The sequence below is a fragment of the Rhodococcus sp. NCIMB 12038 genome (genome assembly GCF_002165735.1).
Classification (GTDB): Bacteria; Actinomycetota; Actinomycetes; order Mycobacteriales; family Mycobacteriaceae; genus Rhodococcus_F.
In genome coordinates this window covers 15,643-30,933 of the sequence record NZ_NHML01000011.1, presented here as the reverse complement: position 1 = coordinate 30,933, position 15,291 = coordinate 15,643, and the positions used below count along the sequence as shown (strand labels likewise).

Below are 15,291 nucleotides of genomic sequence, written 5' to 3'. Positions count from 1 at the left end.
AATGCTCCGTTCAATAACAGACGAGCCCGCGCGAGACGTTGATGTCCTCACCGGTGATGCTCGCGGCGTGATCAGAGGCGAGGAAGGCGACGGTGTCGGCGACATCCGCGGCCGGGACCGCTCCGCCCAACATGGAGTCGGCGAGCAGGACCTTCTCTGCTTGCTCGTACGAGGTCGACCGCGCAGTCGCCTGCGCCTGGATCACTTCCTGCAGCCGGGACCCGGCGACCGGTCCTGGCGAGACGAGATTGACGCGCACTCCGTCCGGCCCCACCTCGGCGGCGAGTGAGCGTACGAGTCCGACCAGTCCCATTTTGCTGGTCGCGTACGCGGTCCGATTGGCCAACGCCCGTTTACCCGTCATCGATCCGATCACCACGATGCTGCCGCGTCGCCGCTCGATCATCGACGGAAGGACCGCACGGATCACTCGCACGGTTCCACCGATGTTGACGTCGATCGCCGTGGACCACTCCTCGTGGGAGGTGTCCACCAAGCGGGCGGTCGGCCCGGCGATGCCGGCGCAGCACACGAGGATGTCCGGTGCTGTACCGGTGGGGGAGGCGGCGTCGCGTACTCCGGTGGCGACGGACTGTTCGTCGCGCGCGTCGATGGCGATCGGATGACCGTCGTAGCCGAGTGCGCGCAGTTCATCGCGCACGGACTCGGCCGTGTCGAGGGACCGCGCCGACAAGATGACCTCGGCACCGCGGACCGCGAATGCGTGAGCGATGATGCGCCCGAGGCCGCCGCCGACACCCACGATCAGCGCGCGGTGCCCGGCGAGGGTGGTTTCACGGTTCGGCATGGCGCAGCTCTCGTCGCAGGATCTTCCCCGCAGCGTTCTTCGGGAGTTCGTCGAGGATGTCGATGTGCCGGGGGTATTTGTAGGCCGCCAATCGCGATCGGCAGTGGTCCACAAGAGCCGCGGCGTCCACTGCGGACCCTGGCCGCAGGGAGACGAAGGCCTTGACCGTTTCCCCGCGGTACTCATCCGGAATTCCGATCACCGCGGCTTCGGATACCGCCGGGTGCTCATACAGGGTGTCCTCGACCTCGCGAGGCCAGACCTTGTATCCGCCGGCGTTGATCAGGTCCTTTTTCCGGTCCACCACGAACAGCCAGCCGCTGACGTCGACGAATCCGATATCGCCGCTGCGGAACCATCCGTTCTCGTCGATCGTCCGAGCGGTCTCGTCGGGGAGGTTCCAATAGCCGGGGACGACCATGGGCCCGCGGAGCAGGATTTCCCCCGGTTCGCCGGTCGGTGTTTCGGCTCCGTTGTCGCCGACGATGCGTACTTCGGCGCCGGGCACCGGGACTCCGACCGCGAGTGCGCCGCTTGTCGGGTCGATCGGCGGATTCGCCTCCCGTGGCGTGAGGTGCGTGGGCGAGGTGGTCTCGGTCAGCCCATATACCCCGGATATGTTCAGTCCCAACTCATCCTGGGCGCGTGCCACCAGTGCCGGGCTCAGCGGCGCACCACCCGATGCCACTTTCCGGAAGCTGGAGAGATCACCTTGGCCGTCATGGGCGTCGATCATCGCGATGAAGGCGGTGCTGGTGCCGACGGCGAACGTCGCCTTCGTGCGTGCGATCGCCGACAGCGCCGCCAGTGCCGAGAATCTGTGCAGGAGAACCAGCGGGACTCCGGAGTGCATCATGACCGCGACTCCGGCCACCATGCCCGTGATGTGGAACAGCGGTGCCATCCCGAGCACCACGTCCGAGTCGTCGAGATCGAACCAGGACGAGTAGACCCACGCGCTGTGCACCATGTTCCGGTGCAGGTTCATCGCGCCTTTGGACGCACCGGTGGTGCCGGACGTATAGGTCAGTACCGCAACGTGCTCGGGCGAAGCCACGAACGGAGCGGGAGTGTGTCCTTCGTACAAGGCGAGAAGGTCGGTCCAGGCCAAATGATCGGCTCGCCGTCGCCTCTCGGCGCGGTCATCTGATATCGCGTCGTCGCCGAGCGACGGCGAAATGTCGCCCGGATGGGTCGTGATGACGCGTCGGAGGCACGTCCGGTCGCGGACCTGTTCGACGACATCGACGAGTTCGTTCAGGCAGATCAGTACCTTCGCCCGTGAATCCTCGAGGATGTGTTCGAGTTCCCGTTCGCGGTACATCGGGTTGATCGCTACCGTGACAGCACCGATCTTCCAGGCGGCGACGAGCGCTACCACCCACTGGGGATCGTTCTGCAAATACACACCGAGCGAGTCCCCGACGGCCATACCCTGTGCCTGCAGCCCGACGGCCAGGACGTCGGAGAGCCGGTCGATCTCAGCGAAGGAGATCGTCCGGTCACCGAAGATCACCGCAGGCTGGTCCGCGCAGCGCAGTGCAGTCGCGAGCCACACGTCCAACATCGTGCGGGCGGGGTCGTCGGGCGTGTCCCAGCGGTGGGCAACTGCGCCGTCGACGTCACTCATCACGGTCTCCCGGGTAAGTCAGGTAGGTAAAGGTTCCGACCAGCGCCGGCCGGTCGCAGCCGCGGATGTCGATGGTGGCGTCCACGGAGTATTTGACACCGCCGTCGGGACGGACGGAGACGCTCGACAGAGTTCCGCGGAGGCGGATCTCGTCGCCCACCCGGACCGGGTTTGTGAACCGGGCTCGGTCGACGCCGTAGTTCGTTCCCCGCGCCTCGTCGGTGATGGCCATGGTCTGGGCGAGAAGCCGGGGGACGAGCGCCATAGTCAGGTATCCGTGAGCGATGGTGGCCCCGTAGGGTCCGTTCACGGCGCGGGCGGAGTCGGTGTGGATCCACTGCCAGTCGTCGGTGGCGTCAGCGAATGTGTCGACCCGGATCTGCTCCACGGTGAACCAGGGCGAGGGGCCGATTGCGGCTTCGACCATCTGGGCCAGTTCGCCGCCTCGCACCGCAGTCGTCGTCACCTCAGATCACCTTCGCCTCGGTGAGATCGGCAAGCGCGGCCTCGTCGAGACCGAGCCACTGTCCGTAAACCAGTGCGTTGTCGGCACCAAGCTCTGGTCCGGTCCGCCACACCGTTCCCGGATTGGTCACGATCTGGGGAATGACTCCCTGCATGCGCACCTCACCGAGGTCGGCATCGGGAACTGTGGCGATCAGCTCACGTTCCTTGAAGATCGGGTCGGCGAGGATGTCGTCGACGTTGAAGACCTTCGAGCCCACGACGCCGGTGGCCTCCATCTGCGCGAGGCACTCTGCCGTATCGTGCCGGGACATCCATTCGCGAAGGCCGTCGTCGAGCTTCTGCCTGCCGGCGATCTGAGCCGCATTGGTGGCGAATTCCTGCGCGTCGAACCCGAGAAGTGTGGCGATGTTCATCACCGAGCGGGGAGTGCCGGACGTGACGGTGATCCAGCCGCCGTCGGCAGCACGGTAGACGTTGACGACGGCCGCCGGCGCCACAGCGAGTTGGTTGCCTGCGCGCTCGGGAATGATGTCGAGCTGGTCCCGGAGGATGATCTGCCACTCGATCAAGCGCAGCAACGTGTCCGAGAGCGCGAGGTCGATCCATTCGCCGCGGCGCTGAGGATCGCGCTCACGCTTGTTCAAGGCCGCGGTGACGGCGAATGCACCCATGAGGCCCGAGATGGCGTCGCCGTGCGAGAATCCCGTGTGCACCGGCGGGCCGTCCTCGAATCCGGTCAGGTTGACGACACCGCTGCGGGCTTCACCCATCTTTCCGAAACCGGGCGAGTTCTTCTTGCTCGATCGCGCGCCGTAACCGGAGATCTGCAGGAGCGTCGCCGAGGGGTTGATCTTCTGGATGCTGTCCCAGTCGAGGCCGTACTTGACCACGGTGTCCGCCCGGAAGGTCACGATGACGACATCCGCCCATTGCACCAGCCGATGAGCAAGCGCCTTACCGTCGTCGACCCGAAGATCCAAAGTGACAGAACGCTTGTTGCGGCCGAGCACCTTCCACCAGAGGTGGTGACCGTCCTTCTCCGGTCCCATGTAGCGAGCGCTGTCACCGCCGATCGGTGATTCGACATGGACGACGTCGGCGCCGAGGTCGGCCATCAGCGTCCCGGCCAGCGGGCCCGCGATTACCTGTGCGAACTCGACGATCTTGACCCCGGTGAGCGGGCCGGTGCGTTCGGTGGACTCGGTCGACATGCGAAAACTCCTGTCTGACGGGAGAAGTTGGGCCAACGGGCCGATCGGTGTGTTCGAGGATCGATCGGCGGCTGCGGGGCCGTCTTCTACTTCGATCGTTGTGATGCTGTTCTCAGCATCCCGCTAAATTTGTAATGCGTCCAATATTGATTTGCGATAAACTAATATAGTTATGGGTATAGAAGCTTTGACATACCGCCAACTGACCACCTACGTCGCGGTCGCCGAGCATTTGAGTTTCACCAAGGCGGCCGCGGATCTCCACACTGCGCAGTCAGCGGTCAGTGTCACCGTCCGGGACATCGAAAAGCGTTTGGGTGTAGGCCTTCTCGACCGAGACACACGCAATGTGGCGTTGACACCGGCCGGCGCGCGCTTTCAGGCTCTGGCCCGGTCGATTCTCGATGCGCAGGCCAGTGCGGCACGCGACTTCGACAGTTTTCTCGCCGGGGACACCGGCGAGCTGATCATCTCGGCTCTTCCGTCGGTATCGGCCGTGACGCTCCCTCCGATTGTCTCGGAGTTCTTGGACGAGAACCGGGGCGTCCAGATCCAGCTGCGGGACCGGATCGCCAGCGATGTGATTGCAGATCTGCTTTCAGGGGAGGCTGACCTCGGGATCACTTCGATCGGGGGTATCCCAAGTGAGGTTCAGATCCGCGAATTGGTATCCAACCCGTTGGTCGCGGTACTGCCGCCCAACCATGCGTTGACCAAACTCGATCGAGTGACGTGGCGTCAGCTCGCCGCCGAGCCGTTGGTGACCATCAGGCACGGCGGGGTGCAACCGTTGTTGGACCGAGCCTTCACCCTCATCGACGCCCACGTTACCTCCTACGTCGAAGCAAGCAGCATCCAGTCGATCGCGGGCCTGGTCTCGGCGGGGCTCGGTGTATCGGTTTTGCCGTCACAGGCTGTCCCGATGCTCGAATTCAGCGGGGTCGAAACTCGCGGACTCACGGAACCAACCGTCTTTCAGAAGCTGTGTCTGGCGCGGTTGGCGACTCGGCACCTTTCACCGGTGGCGATGAGGTTCATAGATCGCCTGGAGCAGGCCATGCTGGCATCGGGCGTATCACCGGCGACCGGAAACCAGAATGAAAGCAGCGAGGGTGGACCGGAGGAGACGATGTGACTCTCGGTCACGATATCTCTTCCGATCCACCCTCCGCGCACTCGATCAGGACGAGCGCATTGCGGTGCGCTAAGACCCAACAGGTGCCGATGGCTCGGGCTTCGTCTCAGAAGGCGCTTTTGGGGGAGCGGTTACTCCGTGTAGGTCGGCCGGACGCAGGAACAGCACACCGATCAGTGCGACAACCGACACGGCAACAAGATAGATCGAGGGCATGAAGTTGATGCCGGTGCGGTTGATCAGGAACGTTGCAATGAAGGGTGCCATCCCGCCGAAGATCGCGATGGGAAGGTTGAATCCGAGTGAAACGCCGGTGGCGCGCACCGAGTCCGGGAAAAGCTCGGCCATCAGAGCAACTGAAACGGCGACGAAGGGAGCCATGATCACCGCCATGAGGGCTGTGCCGAGAATAGCGGCCGCAAGGCTTCCAGTGCCGAGGAGCATGAAGATCGGGACCGCGAGAAGGATGTGTGCCACTGCCGAGGTCACGAGCACGGCTTTTCGCCCGTAGCGGTCGGAAAGCGCTCCAGCAATCGGGAGTACGACGAGTGCGACCGCTCCACCCAACAGGACCGCGAGCAGTGCGGTGGTGGAGCTGAAGCCCACAACCTTTGACAGGAAGGTGGCCATGTAGGTCATGAGGAAGTAGTAGCTGACGCCGTACAGCACGGTCACGGCGGCAGTGATACTCAGGCCTCGCTTGTAAGCCAGGACCGCTACCAGTGGTTTGCTCTCGACCTCACTGCTGGCCTCGAGCGCCTTGAAGGCGGGGGTGTCCTCCAGCGCGAGCCGAATGTAGAGACCGATCAGGCCAAGTGGCCCTGCGATGAGGAAGGGAATTCGCCACCCCCAATCCTGCATAGCCGTCGACCCGAGGAACGATTCCAAGGCGAACACGACGACACCGCCCACGAGCACTCCGAGTGTTGCAGACGCCGGCACAAGGCTGGCGCTCAATCCTCGGCGCTTCGGCGAAGCATGCTCTGCGATGAATGTGGTGTTGGTCCCGAACTCACCGCCGGCAGAAAAGCCCTGGATGCACCTGAGTAGTACCAACAGGATCGGCGCGAGGATGCCGATTCGAGCGTAGCTGGGCAGGATGCCGATGCAGAAAGTCGTCACGGCCATGATGGAGAGCACCAGCACAAGGACGCGCTTACGGCCGACGCGGTCGCAAAGGGGGCCGAAGAAGACCCCGCCGAGGGGGCGAACGAAGAAGCTCACACCGAACACGGCGAAACTGCTGAGGAGCTGCGCAGCCTCACTCGCGTTGGGGAAGAACGCCTTGCCGATGAACACCGCAACGAATCCGTATGCAGCAAAGTCGTACCATTCGATGAAGTTGCCGAACCCCGCCCCAACCAGCATTCGAGTCCTGCCGGGTCCACGTGGTTTCGTTGAGTCGACTGTTGTCATGAGGCCGATCTCTCCATTCTGATGACTGAAGCTGACTGCCTTAGGCAAATCCTGGACAGGGGTGCCGCCAGGGCCAAGGGGGAGCTGTGGAAGACAGCCGTTCTGTTCAGCTAGGTGGTGTGCGTCTCATTTGTAACCCTGAGCCTCACATCACGTCCAATATTAGTTATCGATCAACCTATATAGAATGGTATATAGGAGCTTGGTGTGTCGAGTCGCGCAAGCCGAACTGTCCTGCGAGGCTCGCGTACTGGCAGACTAGGCGAGGTCACCGTAGGTTCCTCTGCCGAAGGTGGCTGCTGGTCCCCTCTCAACCGCCATCGACACGGACCAGGCGTGAACGATTCGCGGAGGGTGGGGCAAGGCCCGTTTCGGTGCCGGGGTCTGGCGTGCGTACGCAACGCGATACGGCTCGCTGCATCCCGCACCCGCCGACTACGTCGCCCAGCTGTACGTCTTCCTCGCCAGCGACCTCGCCCCAGGCATCACCGGGGGAATCTTCGCCGGATCAGGTTGCTTCGTCGGCAGATTCGACCGCCCGACTCCGGCACTGCTGGCCTACCGCGACCACGAGGCCGAGCCGCCGTGGTCGCTCGACGAACTGGCGGAGCTGTTGGGTGCGGCATCATCCGGCTTTTGAGGGTGCTCGATACACTAACGACGCCTATAACTACGTTTGAGATGCTAAAAGTAAGTTAAGGTCGCCGTTGTCTTACTTTTGTCCTCGAGCGAGGAGATGGTTGTGATCTGGCCGCCGCATCGCAGAGAGTCCCGAGAGTGGAACCCGCGTCATCGGCAGGGTTCGCGCGCCGACCGCACTCTGGAGTCGGTCGACGTTTCGATTCCGCCGATGATCGGTTCCCTCCACTGCGACCTGGTCGGTGCTGTCGCTCGCGTGCACGAGGAGGCGGTCATCTCCGTTGCCCGCCTCGAAGCGGGTTTCGGCGAGCACCTGGTGCCGCTGTCGGATTTTCTGCTGCGCAGCGAGTCGGTAGCGTCGTCGAAGATCGAGCACATCGACGCGGGCTGGCGGGCGTTCGGCAAGGCGCTGGCCGGTGGTAAGGCGAATGACGAGGCCAAGTCTCAGCTCGCCGCGGTCAAGGCATTGATTGCGATGGTCGACGCCGCCGGCGGTGGCCCGATCACGCTTGAGACTCTGCTGAGTGCGCACCGGCTGTTGATGGCACCGGACTACTACACCGCTCGCGACTCCGGCAAGGTCCGCGATGTGCAGAATTGGATCGGTGGCAGCGATTACACCCCGATCGACGCGCTGTACGTGCCGCCGCCACCGGAACTGGTTGACGATCTGATGGCGGATCTAGTGGAATTCGCGAACCGCACCGATCTGCCGATTCTCGCGCAAGCGGCGATCGCGCACGCTCAGTTCGAGTCCATCCATCCGTTCATCGACGGCAACGGCCGCATCGGCCGAGCCCTGATCAGCGCGATTCTTCGGCGCCGCGGCCTGACGCGCCGCGTCACCGTCCCGTTGGCGTCGGTGATGCTCGCGGACACCCGCCGCTACTTCGACCAGCTGGCCCGCTACCGTGCGGGTGAGGCCGACGAGTTCGTCGCGTACGTCGCGAGTGCCGCGATCGTTTCCAGCGAGGCCGCGCAGGACTCCGCCCGCGCTCTGGCCGAACTCCCGGACCACTGGCGGCAGGTGGCCAAGCCGCGCAGCAACTCCGCCGACGAGAAGATCATCGACGCGCTGTTGGACGTCCCGATCCTGAATGCCGATACCGCCCAGCAGATCACCGGCACCACCGGCGCCAGCACATACCGCGCTCTGGGACGGCTCACCGCGGCGGGAGTGCTCGAGGTCCTGTCCGAGAGCAGGCGTAATCAGATATGGGCCGCCACCAACGTGCTCGCCGAACTCGACGCGCTCAGCACGACCATCGGTAAACGCACCACCGAGCACCTGTAACCGATGGACGATCACACCCCCGCGGTCGCCGATTCGCGGACGGACACCTCTTCCGCGACGGCGGCTGCGGCGTCGATCAGTGCTTGCCCGGGGCGGCGCCTCGCGAGGTCGGGAAGCGCGGCGCACAGGCGCTCGGCGTGTGCTGCGTTCGCCACTTCCCAGTCCAGGCGGATCAGCTCGATGACGGCGCCGTCGTCGGCTCCCATGACGCGATCGACGTTCAAGGTCGCGGACACGGTGAGCGCGGCGGACTCGGCTATCACGACCTCGCCGAGGAGTCGAAGCACCACGAGTGAGGCGGCTGCGATGCCGGCGAGCATGTGCTCCACCGGGTTTGCGCCGGCATCGTGTCCGCCGTACCGCGTGGTTTCGTCGATCGTCACCTCGTGCGTCCGCGCGGTGACCGACGTGCCGTGGGGCCCGGACAGCGCGTGCACGACCAGTTGCTCGCGTCGGGAAGTGCTCATTGAACCGCCTCGTAGAAGTCCGCGGCGGTGTTGCCGCCTGTATTCAACACGCCTGCAAGCCATTCGATCGCATCTGCGCCAGCGGTGCGGACGTCCCGTGGATCGGGGCCGTACTGAGGGGACAGGTAGTCGGCCAGCAAGCGCTGCGCATCTGTCCCGACGTTGTCGTGGAGCAGCGACGCCACGGCGTCGAGCGCCACGGGATCTCTGCTTCTGACCTTGGCGATCGCTGCCGTCTGTGCGGCGACGACCTTTCGTACCGACGGATGGTCGATCTCGGTCTTGTCGACGTCGACTGCGACACCTGCGGTGGGGAACCTCTGGGCGACACCGAAGAACAATGATTCGGCGAGCCCGAGCCGTGACAGGGTGCCGGGAGCGAAGGCGGACCCCAGAACGGCGGCGTCGGCTTCCCCGGATCTCAGTGCCTCCAGTCGCTGCCGATCGCCCGTGCTTCCGGCGGGGAAGCGCAGCATCGACGGGGCGTCGCGGCCCGCCCAGCGATAACTCAGCATCCGCTGGGTGAAAGCGCACACGATCGATCCCTCCGGGTGGCCGGCCACGACGGACGGCCCGGTTGATCGTGTGCTCCCTTTTCGTGTCCAGATCCAGAACAACGGGTGGAGGGTGTGGACGAGCGCAACTTTCCATCGGCGTTGCCCCCGAAGGGTTTCGACCAGCGAGCCGCCGAGCCCCGCAGACAGTGCTGCTTCTGGATGGTCCGCGCCGGACACCGCTTTCACGTCGATGCCCAGACGGTCGTAGTAGCCCGCTCGTGCGGCGATCTCGTGGCACACCAATTCGTGGACGTTGTGATCGCGATACCCCAGCAGAATCATTCCCGTTCCTTACTCGGCGAGTCCGGTCAGCCATTGTGTTCACTATGCTGAAGCCAATTCGATATTTGGAACAAGCTGAACATAGTGATCCGGGGCGGAAGCTGTCAAGCACCCCTCATCGAATCTTCTGAGCACTCTTGTAGGTCAACAGGATCGATTTCGTCGCGATCGTCACCACGAGGAGCGTCGCGGCGCCGAGCAGTCCGGCCGTGAGGGGCTGCCAGGCAAGGGGCCGTACGAGGTGAAGCCACGTGATGGTGAGGGCGACGACACTCGCCGCCGGGAAGGTGAACGACCAGAAGCCGTGCGAGAACGACAGGGCGCGGTAGCGCGTCAGCAGCGGCGCCTGGACCATGACCATGAACGCCGTGACGGCGGTGAGCGCCACGAACAGGGCGTCGGGTCGCCCGTGCGAGATGGTCAGCCATGCTGCCGAGCCGACTGCCGGCGGCGCGATCATGATCGCGAGTGTCGGGGTCAGGGGCGCGGGCATGGTGGGGCGCAGCGCGAGCCTGAGGAACAGGAACACGGAAATGATCACCCAGAAGAACAGGCCGACCGCGAAGCTTCCGACGGCGAGCCAGTCGAGACCGATCTGGGCTGCGGCAAGCGCCCCGACGAGGCCGGCCGCGCTGAGGGGGAGGTAGTAGCCGCCGTGTACGGATTCGAGCGCCATCTCTCCGCTCATCCAGAAGCTCAGCATCCATGCCCCGAACACCGCGCCGGCCGTGATGGCGAGCAGGGTCAGGGCCGTGCCGGCGATCGGGAACGTGCGGTGCAGGTTTGCTCCGAGCAGCATCGCCGAGATCGGAAGTAGGGCCGCGAGTGGGCCGTGGATGAAGTGTGTGAGCTGTTGTGAAATCCCGTGCTCGGCGCGCCTGGCGCGATGCGTGTGTGCGGTGGCGGTCCAGATCCAGGCGAACGCTGCGACCAGCCAGAACGCCTGGGTCAGCGCGAACGGGGTGCCGAGCGCGGTCGTGGCGACCGACCAGGCCTGGGCCAGTCCGGCCAGACCCGGGGGGATCGCGAACAGGTTCAACGGTCGGTGGGCGCGGACGCGGGACTCACGGGCAGTGCTCGGGCGGTGATTGGACAAGGAAAATGCCTTCCTTCCTGAGACGGCGTACCCCGTTATTGACCTATAGGTCCAATATGGGCGAGAGTTACCGTATTGCTATTTGACCTTGAGGTCAAATAGCAATCGCGAGTAACCTACTTCGGTGGCTAGACCAAGGCTCTTCGAGGCGGATGCGGCGATCGACAAGGCGATGGACCTGTTCTGGCTTCAGGGGTACGCCGCGACGACGCCCCAGGAGCTCGCCGGTCAGATGGGGATCGGCAAAGGCAGCCTGTACAACACATTCGGAAGTAAGCACGACTTGTTCCTGCAAGCGCTTCGGCGTTACACCGAGATGCGGCTCGCGTACCTCGACGATCTGTTCGCCGCGCCCGGCCCGGTGGGGCCCCGCCTCGAGACGGCGATGGCGGTACTCGCAGGGGTCGGGGAGCACCGGCGAGGGTGTGTCATGGTCAATGCCGCGGCCGAACTCGGCACCGTCGACGACGAGGTGAACCGCATCGCGGACGAGCTGTTCACCCGGATCGAAGGCATCTTCAGGGCCGCGATCGAGCAGGGACAGCGGTCCGGGGAGTTCGGAGCGGACCGGCCTGCTGACCTTGCGGCTCGTCAATTGCTCGCGTCGGTGATCGGACTCAGCGTGCTCGTGAAATCAGGTGGCCGACCCGAGTCGTGTGCGACCGTCGTCGCGGGGTGTGTGGGCGCACTGTGATCCGCGAAGGACCGGCGCATCCGAGGGCGTTCACATGCTCCCGCGCGCAGGGTCTGCGGCTATATCCTGGAGTGCACGCTATCGAGAGGTGAGCCCACGATCGTTTTTGCGCTGGTCGTGCCGTCGGGACCAGTGTTCGGGACCATCAGCCGACGGGGTGAGTAGACCGTCCGATGGGTGAAGCCGATCCGCTCGACACGCAGCGGCAGGTCGTTCCCGTCGTGGCGTCGGAGCTGAGTGCGGNGGGTTTCGACGACGCCCGGGAGATCGGGCGCGGCGGCTTCGGCGTGGTGTACCGATGCATTCAGGCGGACCTCGATCGCACGGTGGCGGTGAAGGTGCTGACCGTCGATCTCGACGAGGAGAACCGGGCCAGGTTCTTCCGGGAGCAGCGGGCGATGGGCCGGCTGACCGGTCACCCGAACATCGTGGGCGTATTGCAGGTCGGGGCCACCGACAGCGACCTTCCGTACATCGTGATGCCGTATCACCCGCAGGATTCGCTGGAGGTCCGGGTTCGTCGGGACGGCCCTCTCGAATTGGACAGAGTNTTGCGGCTGGGGGTGAAGATGGCCGGTGCGGTGGAGACCGCGCACCGGCTCGGGATCCTGCACCGCGACGTCAAACCCGCGAACATTCTGCTCACCGATTACGGCGAGCCGGCNTTGACCGATTTCGGCATCGCGCACATCTCCGGCGGTTTCGAGACCGCGACGGGTGTCGTCACNGGCTCGCCGGCCTATACGGCACCGGAGGTGCTCGAGGGCGATCCGCCGAGCCCGGCCGCCGACGTCTACGGTCTCGGGGCCACCCTGTTCAGTGCCCTCACCGGCCATGCAGCGTTCGAACGCGGCAGTGGGGAGCAGGTGGTCGCGCAGTTCCTGCGGATCACCACGCAGCCGGTGCCCGACCTTCGTGAGCACGGGATCCCCGACGACGTGTCCGACGCGATCNCCCGGGCGATGTCCCGAAGCCCCGGCGAGCGTCCGGCGACGGCCGCCGACTTCGGGGAGGAACTGCGCCAGATCCAAGCCGATCACGGTTTTCCGGTCGACGACATGGCACTCCGCATGGAATCCGATGCGCAGGGGAACGACGGACAGCCGGTGTCCGGCCGGTTTCGATCCACGGGCACTTCCGCGACGTCCGCGCGGAATGGCGGGCGNAATCTTCCCCTGGAACTGACCAGTTTCGTCGGCCGCCGGAATGAGCTCACCGAGGCGAAGAATCTGCTCGCCGGGTCGCGGCTGGTGACATTGACCGGAATCGGCGGAGTCGGCAAGACCCGGCTGGCCATGCGGGTCGCCGCGGCGGTGCGACGCGAGTACGGCGACGGGGTGCGGCTGGTCGAGTTGGGCGAGGTGCGTGAGGCGTCTTCGCTGGTCGACGCGGTGGCCGCGGCCGTGGGTGTGCGGGACCATTCGGCGCGGCCGCTCCGCGAGGTGCTGATCGAGTTCCTCGCCTCCAGAGAATTGCTGCTGGTCCTCGACAACTGCGAGCACCTGGTGGACGCCGTGGCCGAGCTGACCGAGACGCTGTTGCGAGTGTGCCCGGGGCTGCGAATTCTGGCCACCAGCCGCGAACCCCTGGTCATCGGCGGGGAGGCGGTGTTGCGGGTGCCGCCGCTGGCCGTGCCGGAGCCCGACCGGAAGCCGTCCCTACGGAGTGTGCGCAAATACGAGGCGGTGTCGTTGTTCGTCGAACGCGGCGCGGCCGCGGTTCCCGGGTTCGAGCTGACGGAGGACAACGCGGCGGCGGTGGCGGGGATCTGTAATCGNCTCGACGGGTTGCCGTTGCCGATCGANCTGGCCGCGGCCCGGTTGCGGGCGATGTCGCCCGAGCAGATCCTGCAGCGGTTGACCGACCGCTATTCGTTGCTGTCGCGCGGCAGCCGGGGTGCGCCGACGCGGCAGCAGACCCTGCGGTTGTCGATCGACTGGAGTTTCGAACTATGCACTGCCGGTGAGCAATTGGTGTGGGGACGGCTGTCGGTCTTCGCGGGGAGCTTCGAACTCGATGCGGCGGAGCAGGTGTGTGGCGACGGACTGGGCCCGGACGAATTGCTGGACACGCTGACCTCGCTGGTGGAGAAGTCGATTCTGATCCGGGAGGGGCACGGGTCGGTGGTGCGGTTCCGGATGCTCGAGACGCTCCGCGAATACGGTTGCGAGAAGCTCGAGCAGACCGGTGAGACCGTGACTTTGCGTCGCCGTCACCGGGATTGGTACGAGGCGTTGGCGCTCGCGGCGGAGGCCGAGTGGGTCAGTGCTCATCAGCTGGAGTGGATCCGCAGGTTGAAACGTGAGCAACCGAACCTGCGGGAGGCCCTCGAATTCGGTGCCGACGACGATCCCGTCGCAGCATTGCGCACCGCATCGGCAGTGTTCTTGTTCTGGGGCTCCCAGGGTCTGTACGGCGAGGGGCGGCGCTGGTTCGCGCAATTGCTCGCCCGGCAGAGTGGTCCGCCGACGGTCGAGTGGGTCAAGGCACTCCAGCGCGCCGGCATGATGGCCAATGTGCAGGGCGACCTGCAGGCCGGCGCCGCACTCGTGGCGAAGGCGCGGACTCTCACCGCGCACACCAGCGACCCCATGATGCGCTCTCTCGCTGCCTATGCCGAGGGCATGCTGGCCCTCTACAGCGGCGAACTGGAATCTGCGTCCTCGCACCTGGAAACCGCTCTCGCGGTGTTCGCCGAACGCGGCGATCGCACGCTCGAAGTCGCCGTCCTGTACCCGTTGGGGCTGGCGTACGGGCTCCGCGACTTGACGGACCCGGCGATCGACTACCTCGAGCGTGTCCTTGCGATCACGGAGCTCCACGGCGAGAAGATGTATCGATCACATTCGCTGTGGGCGTTGGGGATTGCCGTGTGGCGACAGGGCGATGACGATCGCGCCGTCCGAGTGCTCGAGCAGTCGCTGGAGCTGACCCGGCAGGTGCGCGGCCCACGCGTCGCCGCGTCAGGTCTCGAGGCCCTCGCCTGGATCGCCTGCGGACTCCACGACGAACCGAGGGCCGCCGTGCTGCTCGGAGCCGCGGAGGGGCTGGCGCGATCGGTGGGAAGCGCAGTGGTGATCTATTCCGATTTGCTTGTCTACCATGAAGAATGCACGAAAAGTGGCCGGAAAAAGCTCGGGGACAAGGCATTCGGTGCCGCCCACCGTAGAGGTGAGCAACTCGGCTTCGACGCGGCGATCGCCTACGCGCTCCGCGAACAGCCGGCAGGCACGTCCGCGCACGGCACCGGCCCGTCGACGCGTCTGACCAAGCGGGAACGCCAGGTCGCCGACCTCATCGCCGAAGGCCTGACCAATCAGGCCATCGCCGACCGCCTGGTGATCTCGCCGCGCACCGCGCAGGGTCACGTAGAGCACATCCTGGCGAAACTGGGCTTCACCTCGCGCGCACAGGTCGCGGCCTGGGTCGTGGAGCAGACCGGCGACTGACCGGCCGCCTCTCGCGGCATCCGGGTTCTTCCAGTGGTGCCGTGGTGGTGCCGTGGTGGGGCCGAGTCGCGCCCTCGGCCCGCCGATCGGCGGCAAATCCCCTCTTGACAGCGGGTGACGGTGCTCGTAACGTCCGTGGAGTTCC

The 15,291-nt window shown here is 65.3% G+C and carries 12 protein-coding genes and 1 pseudogene; 5 read left to right on the top strand and 8 right to left on the bottom strand.

The annotated features are described in order from the left end of the window. Window positions 1–10: 10 nt before the first annotated feature. Genes CA951_RS17890 through CA951_RS17875 form a run of 4 tightly spaced genes read right to left on the bottom strand, consistent with a single transcriptional unit; the run spans window position 11 to window position 4,117 of the window. The gene (locus CA951_RS17890) at window positions 11–808 is read right to left on the bottom strand and encodes an SDR family NAD(P)-dependent oxidoreductase (RefSeq protein WP_087558126.1); all 798 of its coding nucleotides are present in this window, start codon (window positions 806–808) and stop codon (window positions 11–13) included. Beyond that, window positions 795–2,438: an AMP-binding protein gene (locus CA951_RS17885; RefSeq protein ID WP_087558125.1), complete on the bottom strand. Its 1,644-nt coding sequence runs from the start codon at window positions 2,436–2,438 to the stop codon at window positions 795–797. Before CA951_RS17885 ends, CA951_RS17890 begins: the two co-directional genes overlap by 14 nt. Next, window positions 2,431–2,904: a MaoC family dehydratase gene (locus CA951_RS17880; RefSeq protein ID WP_256973923.1), complete on the bottom strand. Its 474-nt coding sequence runs from the start codon at window positions 2,902–2,904 to the stop codon at window positions 2,431–2,433. Before CA951_RS17880 ends, CA951_RS17885 begins: the two co-directional genes overlap by 8 nt. A gap of 1 nt (window position 2,905) precedes the next feature. Continuing rightward, a complete protein-coding gene (locus tag CA951_RS17875) occupies window positions 2,906–4,117 on the bottom strand; it encodes a CaiB/BaiF CoA-transferase family protein (protein ID WP_087558124.1) in 1,212 nt (403 codons plus the stop codon). A gap of 172 nt (window positions 4,118–4,289) precedes the next feature. Between CA951_RS17875 and CA951_RS17870 the strand changes: the two genes are divergently transcribed. After that, complete coding sequence (locus CA951_RS17870; protein ID WP_087558123.1) at window positions 4,290–5,252, top strand: LysR family transcriptional regulator; 963 nt, start codon at window positions 4,290–4,292, stop codon at window positions 5,250–5,252. A 69-nt stretch (window positions 5,253–5,321) separates the two neighbouring features. On the opposite strand, the gene CA951_RS17865 is transcribed toward CA951_RS17870, so the two are convergent. After that, window positions 5,322–6,620, bottom strand: a complete 1,299-nt coding sequence (locus CA951_RS17865) for an MFS transporter (protein ID WP_179220228.1) — start codon at window positions 6,618–6,620, stop codon at window positions 5,322–5,324. Between the two features lie 445 nt (window positions 6,621–7,065). On the opposite strand from CA951_RS17865, the pseudogene CA951_RS45105 reads away from it, so the two are divergent. After that, a pseudogene (locus tag CA951_RS45105) lies at window positions 7,066–7,308 on the top strand (short-chain dehydrogenase); the annotation flags it as partial. 102 nt (window positions 7,309–7,410) lie between these two features. After that, window positions 7,411–8,601 carry a Fic family protein gene (locus tag CA951_RS17855; protein WP_087558121.1) on the top strand — a complete coding sequence of 397 codons (1,191 nt, stop codon included), beginning with the start codon at window positions 7,411–7,413 and terminating at the stop codon, window positions 8,599–8,601. 11 nt (window positions 8,602–8,612) lie between these two features. Here CA951_RS17855 and CA951_RS17850 read toward each other — a convergent pair whose 3' ends face one another. The 3 genes from CA951_RS17850 to CA951_RS17840 form a co-directional block, all read right to left on the bottom strand. Then, window positions 8,613–9,068 (bottom strand): OsmC family protein, encoded by a 456-nt coding sequence (locus CA951_RS17850; protein ID WP_087558120.1) that lies wholly within the window; start codon window positions 9,066–9,068, stop codon window positions 8,613–8,615. Then, window positions 9,065–9,907 carry a hypothetical protein gene (locus CA951_RS17845; RefSeq protein ID WP_087558119.1) on the bottom strand — a complete coding sequence of 281 codons (843 nt, stop codon included), beginning with the start codon at window positions 9,905–9,907 and terminating at the stop codon, window positions 9,065–9,067. The genes CA951_RS17850 and CA951_RS17845 overlap by 4 nt, the downstream gene beginning before the upstream one ends. Before the next feature lie 115 nt (window positions 9,908–10,022). Further along, window positions 10,023–11,003: a potassium-tellurite ethidium and proflavin transporter gene (locus tag CA951_RS17840; protein ID WP_087558118.1), complete on the bottom strand. Its 981-nt coding sequence runs from the start codon at window positions 11,001–11,003 to the stop codon at window positions 10,023–10,025. Window positions 11,004–11,127: 124 nt separating this feature from the next. On the opposite strand from CA951_RS17840, the gene CA951_RS17835 reads away from it, so the two are divergent. Further along, window positions 11,128–11,697 (top strand): TetR/AcrR family transcriptional regulator, encoded by a 570-nt coding sequence (locus CA951_RS17835; RefSeq protein ID WP_087558117.1) that lies wholly within the window; start codon window positions 11,128–11,130, stop codon window positions 11,695–11,697. Window positions 11,698–11,870: 173 nt separating this feature from the next. Then, window positions 11,871–15,146 carry a protein kinase gene (locus CA951_RS17830; RefSeq protein WP_087558116.1) on the top strand — a complete coding sequence of 1,092 codons (3,276 nt, stop codon included), beginning with the start codon at window positions 11,871–11,873 and terminating at the stop codon, window positions 15,144–15,146. Window positions 15,147–15,291 lie beyond the last annotated feature (145 nt).